Origin of the sequence: Ferrimonas sediminum (assembly GCF_900100175.1) — a bacterium.
Taxonomy (GTDB): Bacteria; Pseudomonadota; Gammaproteobacteria; order Enterobacterales; family Shewanellaceae; genus Ferrimonas; species Ferrimonas sediminum.
On sequence record NZ_FNEM01000002.1, the window covers coordinates 358,873 to 378,409 of the forward strand.

19 protein-coding genes and 2 tRNA genes are annotated in these 19,537 nt (G+C 59.6%); 11 read left to right on the forward strand and 10 right to left on the reverse strand.

The window, feature by feature from the left end:
• Nucleotides 1-18 precede the first annotated feature (18 nt).
• Complete coding sequence (locus BLT77_RS03895) at nucleotides 19-840, forward strand: TIGR03899 family protein (RefSeq protein ID WP_090362385.1); 822 nt, start codon at nucleotides 19-21, stop codon at nucleotides 838-840.
• Here the strand turns inward: BLT77_RS03895 and cobA are convergent.
• A complete protein-coding gene (gene cobA / locus BLT77_RS03900) occupies nucleotides 802-1,605 on the reverse strand; it encodes a uroporphyrinogen-III C-methyltransferase (protein WP_090362679.1) in 804 nt (267 codons plus the stop codon). The genes BLT77_RS03895 and cobA overlap by 39 nt on opposite strands.
• A gap of 244 nt (nucleotides 1,606-1,849) precedes the next feature.
• Here cobA and BLT77_RS03905 point away from each other — a divergent pair.
• The 4 genes from BLT77_RS03905 to BLT77_RS03920 all read left to right on the forward strand — a co-directional run bounded on the left by BLT77_RS03905 (nucleotide 1,850) and on the right by BLT77_RS03920 (nucleotide 3,675).
• Nucleotides 1,850-1,926 (forward strand) — tRNA-Pro (locus BLT77_RS03905).
• 108 nt (nucleotides 1,927-2,034) lie between these two features.
• A tRNA-Pro gene (locus BLT77_RS03910) sits at nucleotides 2,035-2,111 on the forward strand.
• Nucleotides 2,112-2,474: 363 nt separating this feature from the next.
• A complete protein-coding gene (locus BLT77_RS03915) occupies nucleotides 2,475-2,984 on the forward strand; it encodes a GNAT family N-acetyltransferase (protein ID WP_090362388.1) in 510 nt (169 codons plus the stop codon).
• 139 nt (nucleotides 2,985-3,123) lie between these two features.
• Entirely contained in the window at nucleotides 3,124-3,675 is a 552-nt protein-coding gene (locus tag BLT77_RS03920; protein WP_090362391.1) for a hypothetical protein, read from the forward strand.
• Between the two features lie 99 nt (nucleotides 3,676-3,774).
• Here BLT77_RS03920 and BLT77_RS03925 read toward each other — a convergent pair whose 3' ends face one another.
• From BLT77_RS03925 to BLT77_RS03935, 3 genes are read right to left on the reverse strand one after another with little or no spacing between them, the layout of a single operon-like run.
• Nucleotides 3,775-4,515 carry a phosphoadenylyl-sulfate reductase gene (locus BLT77_RS03925; protein ID WP_090362394.1) on the reverse strand — a complete coding sequence of 247 codons (741 nt, stop codon included), beginning with the start codon at nucleotides 4,513-4,515 and terminating at the stop codon, nucleotides 3,775-3,777.
• Entirely contained in the window at nucleotides 4,508-6,220 is a 1,713-nt protein-coding gene (cysI, locus tag BLT77_RS03930) for an assimilatory sulfite reductase (NADPH) hemoprotein subunit (protein WP_090362397.1), read from the reverse strand. Before cysI ends, BLT77_RS03925 begins: the two co-directional genes overlap by 8 nt.
• On the reverse strand, nucleotides 6,220-8,004 hold the full coding sequence (locus BLT77_RS03935) for an assimilatory sulfite reductase (NADPH) flavoprotein subunit (protein WP_090362400.1): 1,785 nt from the start codon (nucleotides 8,002-8,004) through the stop codon (nucleotides 6,220-6,222). Before BLT77_RS03935 ends, cysI begins: the two co-directional genes overlap by 1 nt.
• Nucleotides 8,005-8,427: 423 nt before the next feature.
• Between BLT77_RS03935 and BLT77_RS03940 the strand changes: the two genes are divergently transcribed.
• The 5 genes from BLT77_RS03940 to BLT77_RS03960 all read left to right on the forward strand — a co-directional run bounded on the left by BLT77_RS03940 (nucleotide 8,428) and on the right by BLT77_RS03960 (nucleotide 14,277).
• Nucleotides 8,428-9,597, forward strand: a complete 1,170-nt coding sequence (locus BLT77_RS03940; RefSeq protein WP_090362403.1) for an NAD(P) transhydrogenase subunit alpha — start codon at nucleotides 8,428-8,430, stop codon at nucleotides 9,595-9,597.
• The gene (locus tag BLT77_RS03945) at nucleotides 9,598-9,876 is read left to right on the forward strand and encodes an NAD(P) transhydrogenase subunit alpha part 2 (protein ID WP_090362406.1); all 279 of its coding nucleotides are present in this window, start codon (nucleotides 9,598-9,600) and stop codon (nucleotides 9,874-9,876) included.
• A 6-nt stretch (nucleotides 9,877-9,882) separates the two neighbouring features.
• Nucleotides 9,883-11,262 (forward strand): NAD(P)(+) transhydrogenase (Re/Si-specific) subunit beta, encoded by a 1,380-nt coding sequence (locus BLT77_RS03950; protein WP_090362409.1) that lies wholly within the window; start codon nucleotides 9,883-9,885, stop codon nucleotides 11,260-11,262.
• Between the two features lie 428 nt (nucleotides 11,263-11,690).
• The gene (locus BLT77_RS03955) at nucleotides 11,691-13,031 is read left to right on the forward strand and encodes a metal-dependent hydrolase family protein (protein WP_090362412.1); all 1,341 of its coding nucleotides are present in this window, start codon (nucleotides 11,691-11,693) and stop codon (nucleotides 13,029-13,031) included.
• The gene (locus BLT77_RS03960) at nucleotides 13,003-14,277 is read left to right on the forward strand and encodes a carbohydrate porin (protein ID WP_245709858.1); all 1,275 of its coding nucleotides are present in this window, start codon (nucleotides 13,003-13,005) and stop codon (nucleotides 14,275-14,277) included. Before BLT77_RS03955 ends, BLT77_RS03960 begins: the two co-directional genes overlap by 29 nt.
• 265 nt (nucleotides 14,278-14,542) lie before the next feature.
• Here the strand turns inward: BLT77_RS03960 and BLT77_RS03965 are convergent, their stop codons facing one another.
• The 5 genes from BLT77_RS03965 to hldE form a co-directional block, all read right to left on the reverse strand.
• The gene (locus BLT77_RS03965) at nucleotides 14,543-14,791 is read right to left on the reverse strand and encodes a hypothetical protein (RefSeq protein ID WP_090362418.1); all 249 of its coding nucleotides are present in this window, start codon (nucleotides 14,789-14,791) and stop codon (nucleotides 14,543-14,545) included.
• 67 nt (nucleotides 14,792-14,858) lie between these two features.
• Complete coding sequence (locus BLT77_RS03970) at nucleotides 14,859-15,197, reverse strand: hypothetical protein (protein WP_090362421.1); 339 nt, start codon at nucleotides 15,195-15,197, stop codon at nucleotides 14,859-14,861.
• Nucleotides 15,198-15,207: 10 nt separating this feature from the next.
• Entirely contained in the window at nucleotides 15,208-15,450 is a 243-nt protein-coding gene (locus BLT77_RS03975; RefSeq protein WP_090362425.1) for a hypothetical protein, read from the reverse strand.
• Nucleotides 15,451-15,670: 220 nt separating this feature from the next.
• A complete protein-coding gene (locus BLT77_RS03980; RefSeq protein ID WP_090362428.1) occupies nucleotides 15,671-16,507 on the reverse strand; it encodes a hypothetical protein in 837 nt (278 codons plus the stop codon).
• The gene (hldE, locus tag BLT77_RS03985; RefSeq protein ID WP_090362431.1) at nucleotides 16,507-17,940 is read right to left on the reverse strand and encodes a bifunctional D-glycero-beta-D-manno-heptose-7-phosphate kinase/D-glycero-beta-D-manno-heptose 1-phosphate adenylyltransferase HldE; all 1,434 of its coding nucleotides are present in this window, start codon (nucleotides 17,938-17,940) and stop codon (nucleotides 16,507-16,509) included. The genes BLT77_RS03980 and hldE overlap by 1 nt, the downstream gene beginning before the upstream one ends.
• A 94-nt stretch (nucleotides 17,941-18,034) precedes the next feature.
• Here hldE and lpxL point away from each other — a divergent pair, with 94 nt between their 5' ends.
• Nucleotides 18,035-18,958, forward strand: a complete 924-nt coding sequence (gene lpxL, locus BLT77_RS03990; RefSeq protein ID WP_090362433.1) for an LpxL/LpxP family Kdo(2)-lipid IV(A) lauroyl/palmitoleoyl acyltransferase — start codon at nucleotides 18,035-18,037, stop codon at nucleotides 18,956-18,958.
• Between the two features lie 52 nt (nucleotides 18,959-19,010).
• Here the strand turns inward: lpxL and BLT77_RS03995 are convergent, their stop codons facing one another.
• Complete coding sequence (locus tag BLT77_RS03995) at nucleotides 19,011-19,481, reverse strand: hotdog fold domain-containing protein (RefSeq protein WP_090362435.1); 471 nt, start codon at nucleotides 19,479-19,481, stop codon at nucleotides 19,011-19,013.
• Between the last annotated feature and the right edge of the window lie 56 nt (nucleotides 19,482-19,537).

Genomic DNA, 19,537 nt, shown 5'->3' on the forward strand with positions numbered 1-19,537 from the left:
TCAACAGTGTGCAAAATTATGACCGACAACCTCATGAGCATGCCCTCAGGGCGCACCGACAACAGCCGCACGGCCCGTCAGCAAGTGGTCTCTCTGGCTCGCCGCATCGGCCTTAGCGGCGACAGCGATACTGCCAAGAACCTGACCCTGAGAACCGAAAAACGCCTGCAGGACTGGCAGGAGCAGCGACAGGCGAACCTTGAGAGCGTGCTGAGACAGGCGATTCCGCTGGCGGGCAGCACCGTCAGTAACAAGGAGTTGGACCCGGACTGGCAGTTTCAGTTTTGCCAGATGGCGGAACAGATTCACAACGACAAGATGCAGAAGCTGTGGGCCCAGATTCTAACAACCGAACTGAGCCTGCCCGGCAGTTTCAGCCTACGGACCCTGGACACCCTCAAAAGCATGACCCAACGGGAAGCGATGCAGTTTGCCCGCGTCGTCAGCCTGTCGACTCAGATCGGCCAGGACCCCAGCCGCAAAGTGATCACTGGCTACCGCCGTGAAGCGGGCTTCGGAGGCTTCAGCTCCGCCAAGCAGGAAAGCCTGAACCTGTCGGGGCAGGGGCTGCCCTACAGTGCCATTTTGACCCTTCGGGATTTGGGATTGCTGTTTGCCACCGAACTGGAAACTGGCCCGCTGGCGGCAAAACAGCCCCTGCTACTGCGATGCCAGACGCACAACATGCGCTTCTCCCCCAAGAGCGGACGCTTACGCCTGAGGTATTACCGCTTCACCCAGGTGGGCGACGAGCTGGGGCAGTTGATCACCGATGCCGCCAACGAAGAGTATTGTCAGGCGCTAACCAAACTGCTGCTCGATGATTTCATCACCGCCTGACGGCGGAGCAAACCAGTGCAAGGTGTCTGACAGTGCCACCACCTCGCCAATCACCAGCGCCGCCGGCGTCTGTACTTCAGGTCGGGTAACCAGCTGCGCCAGCTGAGCCAGGGTACCTGTGAGCAGCTGCTGTTGCGGCTGGCTGGCCCGGCTAACAATGGCCACCGGGGTCGTCGGACTGCGGCCTCCACGCATCAGGCCTTCGGCAATGGCGTCGGCCCGGTTGATGCCCATGTACACCACCAAGGTGTGGTTTTCCATGGCCAGTTCGGGCCAGTTGTTGATCTCCTCCCCGCCCTTACCGTGGCCGGTGACAAAGGTGACCCCCCTGGACAGGGTGCGGTGGGTCAGAGGCATGGCACCATAAGCCGAACAGGCGGACGCCGCCGTCACTCCGGGTACCACGTAATAGTCGATGCCCGCCAACTTCAGCGCCTGCATCTCCTCGCCGCCGCGACCAAACATCAACGGGTCGCCCCCCTTCAGCCTGACTACCGAACGATCGCCTCGGGCTTTTGCCACCAGCAAACGGTTGATCTCCTCCTGGCTCATGCTGTGCTGACCACAGCGCTTGCCCACCGCAATGCACTCGGCCTGAGGGTTGATCAGGTCCAGAATCGGTTGGCTCACCAGAGCATCAAACAACACCACATCAGCCTGCTGCAGCGCCTGCAGCGCCTTAACGGTCAATAATCCGGGGTCCCCGGGACCGGCTCCGACAATGGCAACCGGGCCACTGCGACCGGGCAAAGTTACTAAGCTCACCATAAACTCCCAGTTCGGTTTCCCACCAGCTTAGGGGAGCCACTAATAACCAACAAGAATCAATTTGGAACTTTTAATAACCCGAACGAATATCAGGACTCTGTCGCCAGCACAACGGTCTGTAAAATCGCCACTTAGCACGATTTCAGTAAACATCGCTTGCACCGCTGGGGAAAATCGCTATCATAGGCCGCCGTTGAGTTCGGTAGCCAATTTGGTTAAGGTCAACGAATTGAAATACTGTCGGTGATTAGCGCAGCCTGGTAGCGCATCTGGTTTGGGACCAGAGGGTCAGAGGTTCGAATCCTCTATCACCGACCAATTTCAGTTTTGTCGGTGATTAGCGCAGCCTTGGTGGCGCATCCCGGTCTTGGAATCAGCGGACCAGAGTCCCCTCTGGAACACAGCCTGACCCAAGTAAAATACTGTCGGTGATTAGCGCAGCCTGGTAGCGCATCTGGTTTGGGACCAGAGGGTCAGAGGTTCGAATCCTCTATCACCGACCACAATCAGAACAAGCCCTGGTCACATGACCGGGGCTTTTTCGTTTCTAAAGCACAACGGTGTTGTGCGGGTCAGAGGCCTAGGCGGCCCCGTTGAATCCTCTATCACCGACCACAATCAGAACAAGCCCTGGTCGCATGACCGGGGCTTTTTCGTTTCTGCGCCGCCAGGAAGCGCCTCACAGGGTGTTTGCAAGGGCGGAACAGCCCGCTGTCCTCGCCACTCAGATTTAACGACAATCGCCTTGGCCATTGACGCCTATTCGGCGGCGCGCTCCCCACGACCGGTTCATCCAACGCACAGCGCTTGCGCAACCAAAACCAATATCCCATGATGTCTGCCTGCAACTTCTCCAAGAGATCAGCATGACCGTATTGATCGATACCGAGCGACTGCAGATGCGCCACTTTACCCTGGCGGATCTGGAAGCCGTATACGCCTTTTCCAGCCATGACGAGGTGACTCGCTATACTGGCGATGCCGGCATGGTGCGCAGTCGCGACGACGCTCGAAGAATCATTGAAGAGGTCTGGTTAGCGGAATACCAACGTTATGGCTATGCCCGCTACGCTCTGGTGCACAAAGGTGACAACCGGGTCATCGGCTTTTGTGGCATGAAGTATGAAACTCACATCGGGGCCACCGATATCGGCTATCGAATGCTGCCTCAATACTGGGGACAGGGTCTGGCCAAAGAAGCGGTTGCCGCCTTACTGCCTTACGCCCGAGACGTGCTGGGGCTGAAGCGCATCATCGGCGACGTGGTCGACATCAACCTGGCCTCAGCGCGACTGCTGCAAAGCGTGGGCTTTAAGCAGATTGACCAGTTCGAAGATCAAGGCTTTACCCTGCTGCGATTTGAACTCAACCTCTAATCGGAGACGGTGGCACAGCAACCATCCCTACTTGCGCTGCTCTAACAACTCGATTCAGCAAGAAAATAATGCATAAGCCACTGTTTATCTGTCTTATTTTTTATAGAATGTGGTCTAATTTCCCCCTAGAAACCTACCGATGATGCCGACCAACTCAGACAACCGCGACCTGTTTGACCCCTTGACCAAGCTGGTGACCCTACTGGCCTGGCTGCTGGGCGGCCTGAGCCTGATCTTCGCCATTTTAGCCACACTGTTTGTCCACACTCATTTTCGTCATCTGTATGGCATCGAGGGGATGATCATTCGCACTACCGAAGCCTTTGGTCAACTGGGAACGTCGGATCTGTTGATCTACACCCTGATGCTGCCACTGGTGCTACTGGAATGGATAATTGACACTCCTAATGGCTGGATGATTGCCGGTGGCGTTGCTCTGGCGGTGGTGTTGTCCTTTGTCATCAGTGCCATCCCTCAGTGGTGGCAATCCCTGCTGAGACTGGTGATTATCACCCTGATCTACGGCTGGGTAGCACTGGCGGTGTTTGCTTTGGCCAGCACCTACATTGTCGACCCCAAAGCCGTGCTGGAGATGATTCGAGCCCTCTGGTATGTGGTGATGTTCTTGGTAGGGCTGCCCATCGCCTTAAAGGTTCTGGGCGTCACCTACCTAGTTTCGGAATCCTCATAAGGCTCCTAACAAGCCTGGCGAACCATCGACCCGCTCATTCAGGCAAAAAAATGCCGCCCTGCTTGGCAAGGCGGCATTGGCTATAAGTATTTGTTTTAACTAAATATCATAATGAAGCCCGCATTCACGACGGAAACCGGCAAAGCGGCTGTCCTCTTCGCTCATGCCCAGCTCCATCGGCCGACTGGTGTGGACATCGCCCACCGACGCGTAGCCCTGGTGCCATAGCGGGTGATACGGCAACTGATGCTGCTCCAGATACTGGTGCACATCCTTGTTGGTCCACTCCAGGATCGGCAGCAACTTGTAGCGTCCGGATCGAATGGCCAGAAACGGCAGCTCGGCCCGGGATTGCGCCTGTTGGCGACGCAGGCCGGCAAACCAGGTACCCACCTGCAGCTGCTCCAGAGCTTGTTGCATCGGCTCGACTTTATTGAGGCGATTGTAGGTATCCAACCCCTCCTGCCCCTGCTCCCACAACTGACCAAAACGGGCCTCCTGCCAGGCCGGCGTCAACGGGCTGCGATACACCTTGAGATTCAGGTCCAGCCGCTCGGTCAGCTCATCAATGAAGCGGTAGGTCTCCGGGAACAGGTAGCCGGTGTCGGTGAGAATCACCGGCGTATCCGGCTTGACCGAGGTCACCAGGTGCAGCATCACCGCCCCCTGAATGCCGAAGCTGGAGGAGAGCGCATGCTGCCCCGGCAACTCCTGCAGTGCCCAGGCCACCCGCTGCTGGGGAGGCATGGTCGCCAACTCGGTATTCACCTGCTCCAGCTGTTGCCGCTGGGCCTCGCTGGGTAGCTGCGCCAGCAAAGCATTCAAACTTTGACTAGGCATAAAAATCCGTCCTCGACACAATCACCTCGGGCACAACCCCGGTGCGAATCACAAAGTCACCGAACCCCTCACCTTCGAGGCGCTCACGGGCCCAGCGGCCGCTGAGGGTATCCAGCTCCGCCAGGATGGCGTCTTCATCCAGGTTTTCCTTGTACAGTTTCGGCACCCGGGTGCCCGCCAGGTTGCCCCCCAGATGCAGGTTGTATTTGCCGGGGCCTTTGCCCACCAACCCCACCTCGGCCAGCATCGCCCGGCCACAGCCATTCGGGCAGCCGGTCACCCGGAAGATGATGGCGTCATCGGCGATGCCATGACCGGCCAAGACCCCTTCAATTCGAGTGACAAAATCGGGCAGAAAGCGCTCGGCTTCGGCCATGGCCAACGGACAGGTAGGCAGAGACACACAGGCCATGGAGCTTTTACGCTGATTGCTGACGCCATCGTCAAACAGGCCATGTTCACGCGCCAACTGTTCGATGGCCGCCTTGTCTTCGCTGGCCACTCCAGCCACCACCAGATTCTGGTTGGCGGTCATACGGAACTCGCCCTTATGCAGCCGGGCAATGCGAGCCATGCCGGACTTAAGAGGTTTCCCCGGGTAATCCAGCAAACGGCCATTTTCAATAAACAGGGTCAGGTTATGCTTACCGTCGATGCCGGCGGTCCAGCCAAAGGCATCGCCACGGCCGGTCAGCTCATAGGGGCGGGTGGGCTCAAACCGGAATCCGGCCCGACGCTCCACTTCAGCCTTGAACACCTCCAGCCCGACCCGGTCCAGGGTGTATTTGGTCTTGGCGTTTTTGCGATTGACCCGGTTACCCAGATCCCGCTGGGTAGTCACCACCGCTTCGGCAATGGCCAGGGTCTTATCCAGCGGCAGATAACCAAACTCATCGGCTTTCCTGGGGTAGGTGGCCTCATCGCCGTGGGTCATGGCCAGGCCACCGCCCACCAGCAGGTTAAAGCCCACCAGTTGACCGTTGTCGGCGATGGCCACAAAGTTCATGTCGTTGGCATGCAGATCCACGTCATTCTGTGGTGGCACCACCACGGTGGTCTTAAACTTTCTCGGCAGGTAGGTCTTACCCAGAATCGGCTCATCCCGCTCAGTGGTCTCCACCTTCTCGCCATCGAGCCAGATCTCGGCGTACGCCCGGGTCCGCGGCAACAGATGCTCGGAGATGGTCCTGGCCCAGTCATAAGCTTGGCTGTGCAACTCCGATTGCTCCGGATTGGAGGTGCATAGCACATTGCGGTTCACGTCGCCGGCAGTAGCGATGGAGTCGATGCCGATCTTGTCCAGGGTCTGGTGCATCAACTTGATGTCACGCTTGAGCACCCCATGAAACTGGAAGGTCTGGCGGGTCGTCAGGCGAATGCTGCCGGCGCCGGTGTGGCTCTCGGCGAACTCATCGATGGCCAGCCACTGTTTTGGGGTGATCACCCCGCCGGGCATCCTCGCCCGAAGCATTACGGTGTGCAGCGGTTCCAGTTTCTGCTCGCTACGCTCCTGGCGAATGTCGCGATCGTCCTGCTGGTACATGCCATGGAAACGGATCAGCTGGAAGTTGTCTGACGTAAAGCCGCCAGTCAGGGGGTCGGTCAAATCCTGGGCGATGGTGCCCCGCAGCAGATCACTTTCGCCCTTGATGCGCTCATTGTCGGCCAGCTTGCCGCTAACCTGCAGTTTGGTAATGTCGGTCATCAGTACACATCCTTCTGATAGCGTTTGCTGCTGCGCAGTTCGCTCAAATAATCCCGGGCGGCGTCAGCACTGAGCCCCCCATGTTGGGCCACGACGTCAGCCAGTGCCTGATCCACGTCCACCGCCATGCGGTTGGCATCGCCGCACAGATACAGATGGGCCCCGCGCTGCAGCCATTGGTACAACTCTTGCCCCTGCTCCCTAATCCGGTCCTGAACGTAAATCTTATGCTGCTGGTCACGGGAAAAGGCCAGGCTGATCCGGGTCAGCAACCCGCTTTTGACGTAGCCCTGCCACTCCACCTGATACAGGAAATCTTCGGTAAAGGTCGGGTTGCCGAAAAACAGCCAGTTGTCCCCCTGGGCGCCTCGGGCATCACGCTCCTGCAGGAAGGCCCGAAACGGGGCGATACCGGTGCCGGGGCCAATCATGATCACCGGAGTAGTGTCATCACTGGGCAGTCGGAAGTTGTCATTGGCCTCCACGTACACCCGCACCCCGTCGCCCTCCTGCAACCGGTGTGCAAAGGCGCCGGACACCGTCCCCTGGCGGGCATGGCCGTCGCGCTCCTCCTCCACCAGCGCCACCGTCAGGTGCACCTCCTCCTCCACCTCAGCCTGACTGGAGGCGATGGAGTACAGTCGTGGCGTCAGTTTTCGCAGCGCCGACAGCAGGGCGGTAGCCTCGACACTGGCGGGGTAACGCTGGGCCAGATCAATCAGTTGATGTTGCTGAATGAAGGTTTTCAGCTGTTCACGGTCGGCAGCCGTCGCCGCCAGCGCCTCGTTGCCACTGAACTCGGCCCAGGCGCCAACCAGCGCCGGGTGCAACAGAGTCAGCTCATAGTGTTCCGTCAGAGCCTGACGCAGCGACAACGTCTGGTCTTTCACCTGAACCTGCTGATCGCCCTCCAGGGCCAATAGGCGCAGCAAGGCTTCCACCAGTTCGGGGTCATTGCCCATCCATACGCCCAGCGCGTCACCGGGCTGATAGGTCAGCCCGGATCCCTCCAGGCTCAGCTCCACATGGCGGGTGTCTTTGACCGAACCACGGCCGGTGATCTTCTGGCTGACCAGCAGAGGCGACTCAAAGGGGGTACTGCGGCTGTAGTTTCCGGCCTGCGCCACTGGGGCAGCGGCCACGGCGGTTCCGGCAGCCGGGGACGCGGCCGCCAGCCGCTCCAGCACCTGTGCCTGCCACTGGGCCGCAGTCTCCTCGAAATCCACGTCACAATCGGCACGGTCCAGCAGTCGCTGAGCCCCGAGCTGTTGCAGGCGCTCATCAAACTCCAGTCCGGTCTGGCAGAAGTTGTCGTAACTGGAATCCCCCAGCGCCAGCACGCTGTAGCTCAGCTGCGGCAGCTTGGGCGCCCGGGTCGAATGCAGAAACTTGTGCAGCGCCATGGCATCGTCCGGCGGGTCGCCTTCGCCATGGGTGCTGACCAGCACCAACAGCTGCTGCTCCTCCTTCAGTTGCCTGGGCTTGTAATCGGCCATCGACACCAGCTTCACCGTCAGCCCCTGGGACTGGGCCTGCTGCGCCAGGGCCGAAGCCAACGAACGGCTGTTGCCGGTCTGACTGCCGTAAAGGATAGTCAGGGGAGACGATGATGCCGGTACCACTTCTGCAGACGGCAGCGCCGCCCCCTGGTTGGCAAAGGCCGCCAGGTAACCGCTGACCCAGGCCAGTTGCACCGGTGACAGGCCTCGAGCCAGCTGTTGCAACTGCGTCAATTGCTCTTGGCTCAGCCCCCCGGCCCCCTGTTGTAACTCCAGTAACTGCATGCTCTGCGCTCTTCTGATTATGGGATTGACACAGAGTAGGCCCAGCCGAAGATATAAAAAAGAATAAAAAAATTCCTTTTATTCCATATAAGAATATAAGAATTCCGGCGAAAAACTGTTCACATTTCACAAAAAATGCATTAAATGTAGATAGAGTAAAATAGTTGCTAAAAATGTGACTAATGGAATGGAAGCCTGAATCGCATTCTGTCAGGGCAACATCAACCCGGCCTCAGCACAGAATGCCAACCACCTGTCACCTCGACAGCGTGATAGCCAGACGATTTCCATTCAATAAGACGATTGTGGCGATTGGATATTTTGACTTAGCATCGGATGTTAATTAGTCCAAAATGCTCAGTGGTTTGCGCTTAAATGCCAACAATTAGTAATCGATAAACCCATCTGCTAGAGGATAGCGTTGTGAAGATCGCAGTGATCAAGGAGCAACTCGCCGGCGAAACCCGCGTCGCTCTGTTACCCGCAAACGTCACCAAGCTCGTTAAGGCGGGCGCCCAGGTAACGATTGAAACCCAGGCCGGATTCCAAGCCGGCTTTACCGATCAAGACTATCTCGACAGTGGAGCGACCATCGGCTCTGATCGCCGTCACACCCTGGATGGCGCCGAATTGATTCTGACCCTCCATGCCAAGGGCGAACAGCTGGACCTGCTGCTGACAGAGTTGCAGTCAGGCCAGACCCTGATTGGCATGATGGATCCACTCGGGCACCCGGACAGCGCCCAAAAAGCCGCCGATAAAGGGATCAACACCCTGGCGCTGGAGCTGATTCCACGCATCACCCGAGCCCAAAGCATGGATGTGCTGTCCTCCAACGCCACCATTGCCGGATACAAGGCGGTGATTCAGGCGGCCGAGTTAACGCCGCGACTGCTGCCGATGATGATGACTGCCGCCGGCACCCTGAAACCGGCACGCACCTTTATTATGGGCGCCGGTGTGGCCGGACTGCAGGCCTGTGCCACCGCCAAACGCCTCGGTGGCGTGGTCGAGGCCTACGACATCCGTCCGGCAGCCCGGGAACAGATTCTCTCCGTCGGCGCCCGCCCGGTGGAGCTGGACATTGAAGACGCCGATACCGAATCCAGCGGTGGCTACGCCAAGGAGCAATCCGCCGAATTCATCGCCAAGCAACAACAAGCCATGGCCAACGTGCTGGCGCAGCAAGACATCGTCATCACCACCGCCGCCATTCCCGGCCGTAAGGCACCGATTCTGATCACCAAGGAGATGGTGGCTCAGATGAAGCCCGGCGCGGTGATCGTCGACCTGGCCGCCGAAGGGGGCGGAAACTGCGAGCTGACTGAACTGGGCAAGGTGATCACCGTCAACGGCGTCATCATCTCGGGTCCCGACAACATCGTCGCCACCACTGCCAACCACGGTAGCCAGATGTTCGGCACCAACCTGGAAAACCTGATTCGCCACCTGATCACCGATGACGGCAATCTGCACTTCGACTTCGAGGACGAGATTGTCCACGACACCGTCACTGCCTATCAGGGCCAGGTGGTCAATGGCCGCATTCGCGAACTGCTCAACCTGCCCGCCATCAACAAGGAGGAGGCGTAAATGGAAACCCTGCTGTTGTTATTAACCCTGTTTGTCATCGCCATTTTCCTTGGCGTCGAACTGATCACCAAGGTGCCACCGACGCTGCACACCCCACTGATGTCCGGCTCCAATGCCATCTCCGGCATCACCCTGGTGGGTGCCCTGCTGTCCGCCGGCAGCGGCTCCGGCCTGCTGGTTAATGTGCTCGGCTTCATCGCCGTGACCCTGGCCACCATCAACGTCATCGGCGGTTACATGGTAACCAACCGCATGCTGGCCATGTTCAAAAGGAAGTAAGACACGATGAATACAGCCATTATCTACCTGGCCTACCTGGTGGCCGCGGTGTTCTTCGTGCTCGGCATCAAGAACCTGACCAAACCCAGAACCGCCGTGCGCGGTAACCGTCTCTCCTCCCTCGGTATGTTCATTGCCGTGGTGGTGACCCTGTTTGACCAGCAGATCCTCAGCTATGAGTGGATCATTGCCGGTATTGTCACCGGCGGTGCTCTGGGGGCCATCATGGCCAAGCGGGTACAGATGACCTCCATGCCGCAAATGGTCGCCGCCCTGAACGGCTTCGGTGGCGGCGCCTCCCTGTTCGTGGCCCTGGCCAATTTCATGGATCCGGCGGCGGCCACTGGCCTGGTAGCCCAGGTATCGGTCGGCGCCACCATACTGATCGGTGCCGTCACTCTGTCCGGCTCCTTTATCGCCTTTGGTAAGCTGCAGGAGATCATCTCCGGCAAATCCATTGCCGTGCCCGGCAACACTCTGGTTAACGGCCTGTTGCTGCTGGTCGCCGTCGGCCTGGTGATCGCCCTGGTGATGGACCCGAGCCCGATGCTGGTGTACGCCCTGGTGGCCGCGGCCCTGTTGCTGGGCATTCTGCTGGTACTGCCCATTGGCGGTGCCGACATGCCGGTGGTGATCGCGCTGCTGAACTCCTATTCCGGCATCGCGGCGGCCACTGCCGGCTTTATCTCCAACAACACCGTGCTGATTGTGTCCGGTGCACTCGTCGGAGCCTCCGGCCTGATTCTGACCCAGATCATGTGTAAAGCGATGAACCGCAGCCTGACCAATGTCCTGTTTGGGGTGATGGCAGAAGCCGGTGAAATCGTCGACGCCGACGAGGTGTATCAAGGCAAGGTCAAGTCCTCCTCCCCGGAAGAGGTGGCGATGATACTGGAAACCGCCGAGCGGGTGGTGATTGTCCCCGGCTTTGGTATGGCCATGGCCCAGGCCCAGCACGCGGTGCGGGAACTGGCTGACGTACTGGAAGGCCGCGGTACCGACGTCAAATACGCCATTCACCCGGTCGCCGGACGGATGCCGGGGCACATGAACGTACTGCTGGCCGAAGCGGAAGTGCCCTACGACCAACTGGTGGAGATGGACGCCATCAACCCTCAGTTTGAGCAGACCGACGTGGCCATTGTGATTGGCGCCAACGACGTCACCAACCCCATGGCCCGCGAAGACAAAGGCAGCCCGATCTACGGCATGCCGATTCTGAACGTCGATAAAGCTCGCACCGTGGTGGTGGTGAAACGTTCCCTGAGCCCGGGGTTTGCCGGCCTGCCGAACCCGCTGTTCGCCAAAGACAACACCCTGATGCTGTTTGGGGACGGCAAAAAAGCGATCATCGATCTCACCAGCAGCCTCAACGAAGCGGACTAGTCCCCGGAGTTGTGATTAGCACGAAGAGGAAAACGGAGCCTGATGGCTCCGTTTTTTTGCCTCGGCCCCACGTCCGTCCCACCGGCAACCCCGCCCTCTCCCGAGGTCTTCCCACCGCCAGCCCGAAACGCGCAGAAGAACGGTGAAAACCTTAAAAAATGTAAGGTCAATCAATAGCTGAGTGACAATCGGCATGAATGGCAAACCGCGAGTTCTCGACTAGGCTAAATTATCGAATCCTACTCACAGTGAGTTAGCGTCCTGTCCATGTGAGATCCAGAATAGAGGCGGTTCCAAGCCCGCCCACCGGATGACGCTTCCAAGCCGCGCCAGCTTTTCCTTGCCAGGATGGCCCGTATGTAGCGACGGCTTTTTAACCTTGGCCAGCGGAGAGCCCCTCCCGCACAGTCCAACATCAGGAGTGACCGATGAAGAGTGTAGTGCGCCTATTCGTTGCCGCGGCAGCGCTTGTCGCCAGCCTGAGCGGCATTGCAAACGGCAGCGATCAGAATCAGATCGTGTTTAAGAACGTCAATGTGTTTGACGGAAAAAGCGAAACGCTGATTGAGAACGTCGACGTCCTGGTCGAAGGCAACCTCATCACCAAGGTGGGGCGGGATACCGGAGCCTCCGCCAACGCCACCCTGGTCGACGGTAAGGGGATGACCCTGATCCCCGGGCTTATCGACATGCACGCCCACTTCTGTATTCAGGAGGGGATGCTGGTCGGCCGCGACGCCTATGACCAGATGGCGATGGGCGCAAGGGCCTATCACTCAATGTTGCAGTACCTGGATCAGGGGTTTACCACTGCCCGGGACACTGGCTGTAATATCCTCGGTCTGGCTAAGGCGATCAACAACGGTCTGCTCGAGGGACCCAGGGTCTATCCATCGGGGGGCTTTCTCAGCCAGACCGGCGGCCATGCCGACACCGGCAGCTTCAATGATGTACCAGGACGGGTGGACGATCTTGAGCGCCACGGCTTCGGCTACATCGTCGATGGTGTTACCGAGGCCCGCCGGGCCGCGCGACAAAACCTGCGCTCCGGGGCTACCCAGATCAAGATCATGGCCGGCGGCGGCGTGGCCAGCGAGTTCGACCCCATCCACACCACCCAGTTCTCCGAGGAGGAGATGAGGGCCATTGTCGAAGTGGCCAAAGATTATGGCACCTATGTGCTGGCCCACGCCTACCACGACCGCTCGGTCAACCGCGCCATCGACGCCGGGGTCAAAGTCATTGAGCACAACTTCCTGGCCTCCGAGAAGACCATCAAGCGGATGAAGCAGGAGGGGGTGGCGCTGTCGGCCCAGGCGGTGATGTCCCTGGAGGCCTTTGCCAAACCGGAGACGATCACCTTCTTTACCCCGGACCAGAAAGCCAAGGCGGCCTCGGTAAACAAAGGGGCCAAACAGATGTTCGAGTGGGCCCGCAAGCACGACCTGCTTATCGTCACCGGTGGCGACATGTTCGGCCCCGCTTACAACCTGCGCCAGGCGGACAACATGGTGTGGATGTCGACGGTGGGCTTCTCCCCCTTCCAGATCATGAAGATGGGCACCTCCAACGCGGCAGAGGTGTTGAGCTGGTCCGGCGGCATGAACCCCTACAAGTACGGCAAGCTGGGCGTGATCGAACCGGGGGCCTACGCTGACCTGATCCTTATCGACGGTAATCCGCTTAAGGAGATCTCCATCCTCAATGACTACACCGACAAGTTCAAGGTGATCATGAAAGATGGCAAGTTCCACAAGAACTCCCTTTGATTCCAAGCACCCGGGCCGCCAGGAGGGCGTCCGGGTCTCCTTAAGAGGGTTTGCGATGCACACCAGTTATCATCCCCATCCGGTTCTCCTGGGCCTGCTGCTGACTCTGGTCATCGCTGAGGCGGCAGCCAGCGACACCAATTTCGGCGGCCCGGACGCCGTCGACAACCAGATCAGCGCCGACAAAGGCGATCAGCAGAAGCCCCTCCGGGAACAGTGGTCTGCCAAAGGGATTGAGTTAGGCCTCGACTACTCGGCGGTGGGCCTGTACGCCGACACCGTGCTGCCGGGCTCCGACAAGGAGGCAATCAGCGGCATGGTTCGGCTCTACGGCTCCTGGCGCCCTCAGGGGCAGCAGGAGAACGGCGGCGGTTCCCTGGTGTGGAAGCTGGAACACCGGCACAGCTACACCGACACCTCGGTGAAAAATTTTGAGTTTGGCGCCGGTGGCCTGGGGCTGGTCACGCCCCCCTTCAATGACGAGAAGGGCAGGCTCACCAACCTCTACTGGAAACAGACCCTGTCCGACGGCGAAGGTACCCTGATTGCCGGCTTTATGGATGTCACCGACTATGTCGATGTCTACGCCGCCGCCAGCCCGTGGACCGGCTTTATGAACTTCGCCTTCAGCACCGGCACCAACACCATCGCCCTGCCCGGAGATGCCACCTTTGGCGCGGCCCTGGGGCACATGCTCACCGACAGTCTGTTTGTCATCGCCGGCATCAGCGATATGGAGGCGGATCCCACCCGCCCCCTGGAAAGCGTCGACAACTTCTTCAATGACAACCATTACTTCAGGAGCATTGAACTCGGCTGGACCTCTTCACAGGAACAGATCTACCTCAACAACATCCACCTGACCCTGTGGCAGTCGGACAAGAGCGACTTTCTCAACCAGGCCAGCGATAAGGGTTTCAACCTCTCCGCCTCGATGATGAAGGGCAACTGGCTGCCCTTTGTCCGCTACGGTAATGCCCAGGATGGCAGCCTGCTGGGTATCAAGGAGTCGCTGAGCCTGGGATTCGTCTACTACGGCATGCTGGCACCCAAAAATCACTTTGGCTTTGCCATCAACTGGGCGGATGCCGGCAGCGACCAGTACACCGCCGAAGCCTTCTACTACATGAAACTGGGCAAAAACCTCGAGCTGACGCCGGATATCCAGCTTATTGTCGATCCCGCGCTCAACCCGGGCCAGGACCAGATCTGGATAGCCGGCATTCGGGCACGGATATTCTGGTAATACCATCAACCCCAAACCACAGTTTGAAAAAGCGAGTGTGGTTTCCCGGTGGCTGGCCCAGGACTTCCCTCAACCGCGGTCGATTGCCCGAGATCCTACAGGGGGATAAGCGGTGGGGATCGTCGAAGATCCCGCTGTACGACCTGGCGGCGAAGCGGTTCGGGGATCACCCTGGATATCGGCCACTCAGCCACAGCAGACTGATTCGCTAAGGCGCAGCGCCTTGAGCCCGGCACCTATCATGCCCGGCCAGCTTGGCGCCGCTTCAATCCTTCGGCAGCCCCTGGGGCAGCTCATCGAAGACCCGGTGAAACTCCTCCCTCTCGGCCGCCAGGGCCTTCTGCTTGACGGCAAAGGCGCGCTTGCACTCCTGAATCCAGGCGGCGCGGCTGGACTCACCACAACGGGCCAGGGCTTCCACCGCCTTGTGGTAGGCGTCGCCCGCCTCCTTGGCGGCCTTGCGACACGCGATCAAGTGCTGGAAGTCCGCCGTATCAATGTCCAATTTGGTCATGCCGTTCCCCCCCCAAATATCAAGCCTCTTGTACTTATAGTCGAGAGGTAACGGAACGTCTAAAGGGTCAGATGTGCCGGATCACCTGACCGGTCTGGTCGCCACTGTCGGTCACCAGTTTCTCCAGGGTCTCGATGCGCCTGCGGTCCTTTTCTGACTGGACCCTGAAAGCCTGCAGCTGCTCCTCAAGCTGCTGCAGACGCCGCGCCACCGGCTCGGATTCCGCCATCCCTGACGCGTCCATCCCGTCCCCGATATCCTCGGCATTCAGCACCTTGTTGATTCCGGAAAAATGCTTGTCATACCGCTGTTTCAGTTTGGACTTGTTGCTGTCGTTCAATACTACTGAACCGACGCCCCACAGGATCAGCCCGGCGAATACCAAAAACAGGATCAAGGATTCCATGGTCCCCCCCCTATCCCAGCCGGGATATCTCCTGTCGCAGATCGAAGCCGGAATCGGTAACGATCTTCTCCAGCACCACCACCCGCTCCTCCAGGGTGCGGCAACGCTCACGGGTCGCGTTCAGCTCCTGCTCCAACTGACTGAACTGATCGATGTGGGCCTTGGAATCACTCCTGTGTTTGCTCTTTATCATGGCAACCAGGCATCCCATAACGATGGCCACAATGGCAACGATGGATCCTGAAGTCAGCATCTGACTCTCCTTATGTTGTTGTTCTATAGGGGCGCTGCCCGGCACCGATTGTCGGGCTCGGCGCAGGGCAGCGTTCGATGTCGTCAAGGTCGGGGGTCTCCCCTCAACCGGCGGAGGTCAGGCCGCCGGTCTCCTCACTGTAGCAAGTTCTGAACCAGTTGCTTAAGTATTTGATTTTATATGGATATAGCTAAAGGTGGGTAGCGAATATCGGCAAATCTCACCGTAAATTAGCGGATTTCGCCATCATCAGCCGATACTGCCGATCCCGGTAGTCGGGGTAATCCACCCCCATCAACAACGCCAGGCTGGGCTCCAGCATCTGCCACCAGCGCGTCACCAGGGGAGCAGGTACATAGGGGTAGCCGCCGCGGCCGGGGCCGAACTGGCGCCGTCCCAGGGTACGGAAGTGGGGCAAATCGGGGGTGGCGATGACGCTTTGGACCAGCACCTGATCGAAGCTCAATCCGGCCAGCTGCGCTCCCCGCTCCGGCGTCTCCAGCCAGGGCAGCAGCACCGGCGTGCTCCAGTGGGCCCAGTCTGGCGCCGATCCCATCAGATTGAAGTTGCGCAGGTGCACCAGGCTCCAGCCCTGATCCAGCTCACCGCGCCGGGCCAGCTGCCACAGGGCATGCAGATCGGCGATCGCCTCCTCGCCCCACAACGCCGGCCCGTAGGGAAAACGGTAGGGGGTGCGCAACGTCTCGGCAAGGGTGAGCAGGTGGCCCTGCTCATGCAGCAGCGCCAACTCGAGCGAATGCACCGACGGCAACTCGTAGACCTGGTAGCCCACCAGCAGGATATGGGGCTGGGCTATGCGCCGCCTGTCGGTGAGGATCAGCGCCTGATCACCCTGGGTCAGGGTCACCGCTCCCTGCCCCGCCAGTTGGCGGGAGAGCGCATGGCCCAGGGTGTGGGGATCACGGCCCCAGTGGGCCGGGAGGATCTGCAGCAGCGACGGCGGCAGTGACCCCGCGCAGGCTGGCAGTTCGGCACGATCGCACACCGGCACCGACGGCATGGCCAACCCTGCCGCCAACAGCAGGGTGGTCAACATCAGTCGCTCCGGGACTGAATCGAGTTGATGATGGCGGTGGTGGAGCAGCCGTCCTCAAAACCCAGAATTTTCACCTCACCGCCGTTGGCCATCACCTCCTGGCCACCGGCAATCTCTTCGATCCGGTAGTCACCGCCTTTGACCAGCACCGACGGCAATACCTCACCAATCAGCCGCTGGGGAGTGTCTTCACCGAAAGGCACCACCCAGTCCACCGCCCCCAGCCCGGCCAGGACTGCCATACGACGATCAACACTGTTGACCGGGCGGCCATCCCCTTTCAGTTTGCGCACCGAGGCGTCGGTATTCACCGCCACGATCAGGCGATCCCCCAACTCCCGCGCCTGCTGCAGATAGCTGACGTGACCGGCATGCAGGATGTCGAAACAGCCGTTGGTCATCACCACGGTTTCGCCGCGGGCCTTGGCGCTGTCGACCGCATACTTTAACTGAGCCTCCGACATCACCCCGTAGCCCCCCTCCTGGTGGTTATGGGCCACCGCCTGGCCCAGCTCCAAGGCCGAGACCGTCGAGGTGCCGAGCTTGCCGACGACCACCGAGGCTGCCGCATTGGCCAGGGCACAAGCCTGATCCAGCGGCGAGCCCGCTGCCAGTGCGGTCGCCAGCGCCGAGATCACCGTATCGCCGGCGCCGGTGACGTCATACACCTCCCGGGCGGCGGCGGGCAGGTGCAATTCCGGCTTGTCGGGCTCCAGCAGAGTCATCCCTTTTTCCGAACGGGTGACCAGCAAGCCATCCAGCTCCAGTTGTTGAATCAGCGCCTGGCCCTTTGCCACCAGATCCGCTTCATCGGCCACCGGTCCCACCACCTGCTCAAATTCGCTCATATTGGGAGTCAACAGTGTCGCCCCCCGATACTTCTCAAAATCGCTGCCCTTAGGATCCACCAGCACCGGTATTCCGGCCTGACGACCCAGTCGCACCAACTCACCGACGTCGGTCAGGGCGCCCTTGGCGTAATCGGACAGCACCAGTGCGCCGACACCGGTAACCAGCGACTCGGTGCGCTCGGCGATCAGGGCCGAACTGATGGGGGCAAAGGACTCTTCAAAGTCCAACCGAATCAGTTGCTGGTTGCGAGACAACACCCGCAGCTTGGTGATGGTGGGCCACTGGGCCACTTCCACCAGAGATTCACGGACCCCCAGGCCTTCGACCCCTTTTCTGAGGGCATCGGCGGCTTCATCTTTCCCCACCAGCCCCACCAGTTGGGCCTGGCCGCCCAATGCGGCGATATTCAGGGCCACGTTGGCGGCCCCCCCGGGACGATCTTCAATCTGCTCCACCTTGACCACAGGCACCGGCGCTTCCGGTGAGATGCGGCCGGTAGGGCCAGTCCAATAACGATCGAGCATCACATCACCGACGACGAGCACTCGTGCTTGATCAAAAGCAGGCAGGGAAACTTTCATAGCGAATCTTAGTTAAATGCAATGCAGCAAAGTGTATCACAGCGCCCCGCAGGGCTGTTAGAATACCCAGCTCACTCTTTTTAATGGGATTACCATGGTCACCGAAGCTCAATTTGATCGTGCGTTTCTGCACCCCAGATTCTGGCCCATGTGGCTCGGCATTGCCGTACTTAAAGTGCTGGTTTTGCTGCCCTTGCCAATCCAGTGGCGGCTGGGCAAAGCCCTTGGCGGCGTATTGAAACGACTGTTGAAGAAACGCGCTCATGTGGCCCGGGTGAATCTGAAGCTGTGTTTTCCAGACAAAAGCGACGCCGAGCGAGAAGCCCTGCTCGATGCCAACTTTGCCGAGACCGGCATGGCGCTGCTGGATTGCGTCAACGGCTGGTGGTGGAGCGATGCCCGCATTCACAAGCACATGACCCTGAAGGGGATGGAGCACATCGATCAGGCCAGAGCCGACGGTCAGGGGGTGATTCTGTTTGCCGCTCACTGCCTGATGCTGGAGCCCGGTGCCCGGCTGTTTGGTCAGCACTGCCCCGGCGTCGGCGTCTACCGTCCCCACAACAACAAGTTTATGGAATACCTGCAGGTAAAAGGCCGGCTGCGCTCCAACAAGGGGCTGATTCCGAAAAAAGAGGTACGGCAGATGGTCAAGGCGCTGCGCGCCGGAGAGGTGATCTGGTACACCGCCGATCAGGACGCCGGCCGCAAAGGCGCGGTGTTTGCCCCCTTCTTCGCCGTGGATCAGGCAGTTACCGTGACCGGAGCCTCGACCCTGGCCAAGCTGGGCAAGGCTAAAGTGATGCCGTTCTTCGTCGAACGCAATGCCGACCACTCCGGCTACACCATCGAGGTATTGCCGCCCCTGGACAACTTCCCCGGTGACAGCGACCAGCAGGACGCCGAGCGTGGCAATAAGATTCTGGAGTCGTTGATCAGCCGCCGCCCCGAGCAATACATGTGGCTGCACCGCCGCTTTAAGACCCGCCCCAACCCGGACGACCCGAAGTTTTACTGAGCCGCGCCAGACACCCGCTCATCAGCGGGTGTCTGTCCATTTTCGCTCTCACTCAGCTCCGTGCAGGCTTTTCCGACAACCACAGGTTGATCACCCCTTTGACCACCACGGTGCCTTGATCATCGTAGGCGGTGACGGTGACAGGCAGATCCCCCGCTTGCCAGGCATCGGCATCGGTCTCGGCCACACAGCGGATGTCTGAGCCGGCCTTGGCGGTATACTCCAGGCTCATCCCCTTGGGAATCCAACGCAGGTGCTTGGGTATCGACGCTTCCGCCACCAGTCCCATGGCGATCTCCAGGCCATTACAGATGGCGATCACATGCACGGTGCCGATGTGGTTCTCGACTTTGCGTTTCTTGGGGATCACGCAACTGGCGCGATTAGGCTCCAGCCCATCCAGGCGGGCAGAGATGGTTTTGAAGTAGGGGGCCTTGTTGGCCACCACCCGCATCAACAGCCAATCACCAAAGGGCAACACCCCCAGTCGCTTGCGTAACTTGAGCAGATAGTTGTCTGACATACTCTTCCTTGTCACTGGTCGGATCAGTTTAGGGGATTATTCCCCCTACTGTGATC

Coding starts and splice junctions, on each gene's coding strand:
- BLT77_RS03995 (WP_090362435.1), bottom strand. CDS start 19,481: ATGTCAGACAACTATCTGCTCAAGTTACGCAAGCGACTGGGGGTGTTG.
- BLT77_RS03980 (WP_090362428.1), bottom strand. CDS start 16,507: ATGTTGACCACCCTGCTGTTGGCGGCAGGGTTGGCCATGCCGTCGGTG.
- hldE (WP_090362431.1), bottom strand. CDS start 17,940: ATGAAAGTTTCCCTGCCTGCTTTTGATCAAGCACGAGTGCTCGTCGTC.
- BLT77_RS03970 (WP_090362421.1), bottom strand. CDS start 15,197: ATGGAATCCTTGATCCTGTTTTTGGTATTCGCCGGGCTGATCCTGTGG.
- BLT77_RS03895 (WP_090362385.1), top strand. CDS start 19: ATGACCGACAACCTCATGAGCATGCCCTCAGGGCGCACCGACAACAGC.
- BLT77_RS03965 (WP_090362418.1), bottom strand. CDS start 14,791: ATGACCAAATTGGACATTGATACGGCGGACTTCCAGCACTTGATCGCG.
- BLT77_RS03925 (WP_090362394.1), bottom strand. CDS start 4,515: ATGCCTAGTCAAAGTTTGAATGCTTTGCTGGCGCAGCTACCCAGCGAG.
- BLT77_RS03950 (WP_090362409.1), top strand. CDS start 9,883: ATGAATACAGCCATTATCTACCTGGCCTACCTGGTGGCCGCGGTGTTC.
- BLT77_RS03945 (WP_090362406.1), top strand. CDS start 9,598: ATGGAAACCCTGCTGTTGTTATTAACCCTGTTTGTCATCGCCATTTTC.
- BLT77_RS03960 (WP_245709858.1), top strand. CDS start 13,003: ATGGCAAGTTCCACAAGAACTCCCTTTGATTCCAAGCACCCGGGCCGC.
- BLT77_RS03920 (WP_090362391.1), top strand. CDS start 3,124: ATGATGCCGACCAACTCAGACAACCGCGACCTGTTTGACCCCTTGACC.
- cysI (WP_090362397.1), bottom strand. CDS start 6,220: ATGACCGACATTACCAAACTGCAGGTTAGCGGCAAGCTGGCCGACAAT.
- BLT77_RS03935 (WP_090362400.1), bottom strand. CDS start 8,004: ATGCAGTTACTGGAGTTACAACAGGGGGCCGGGGGGCTGAGCCAAGAG.
- lpxL (WP_090362433.1), top strand. CDS start 18,035: ATGGTCACCGAAGCTCAATTTGATCGTGCGTTTCTGCACCCCAGATTC.
- BLT77_RS03955 (WP_090362412.1), top strand. CDS start 11,691: ATGAAGAGTGTAGTGCGCCTATTCGTTGCCGCGGCAGCGCTTGTCGCC.
- BLT77_RS03915 (WP_090362388.1), top strand. CDS start 2,475: ATGACCGTATTGATCGATACCGAGCGACTGCAGATGCGCCACTTTACC.
- BLT77_RS03975 (WP_090362425.1), bottom strand. CDS start 15,450: ATGCTGACTTCAGGATCCATCGTTGCCATTGTGGCCATCGTTATGGGA.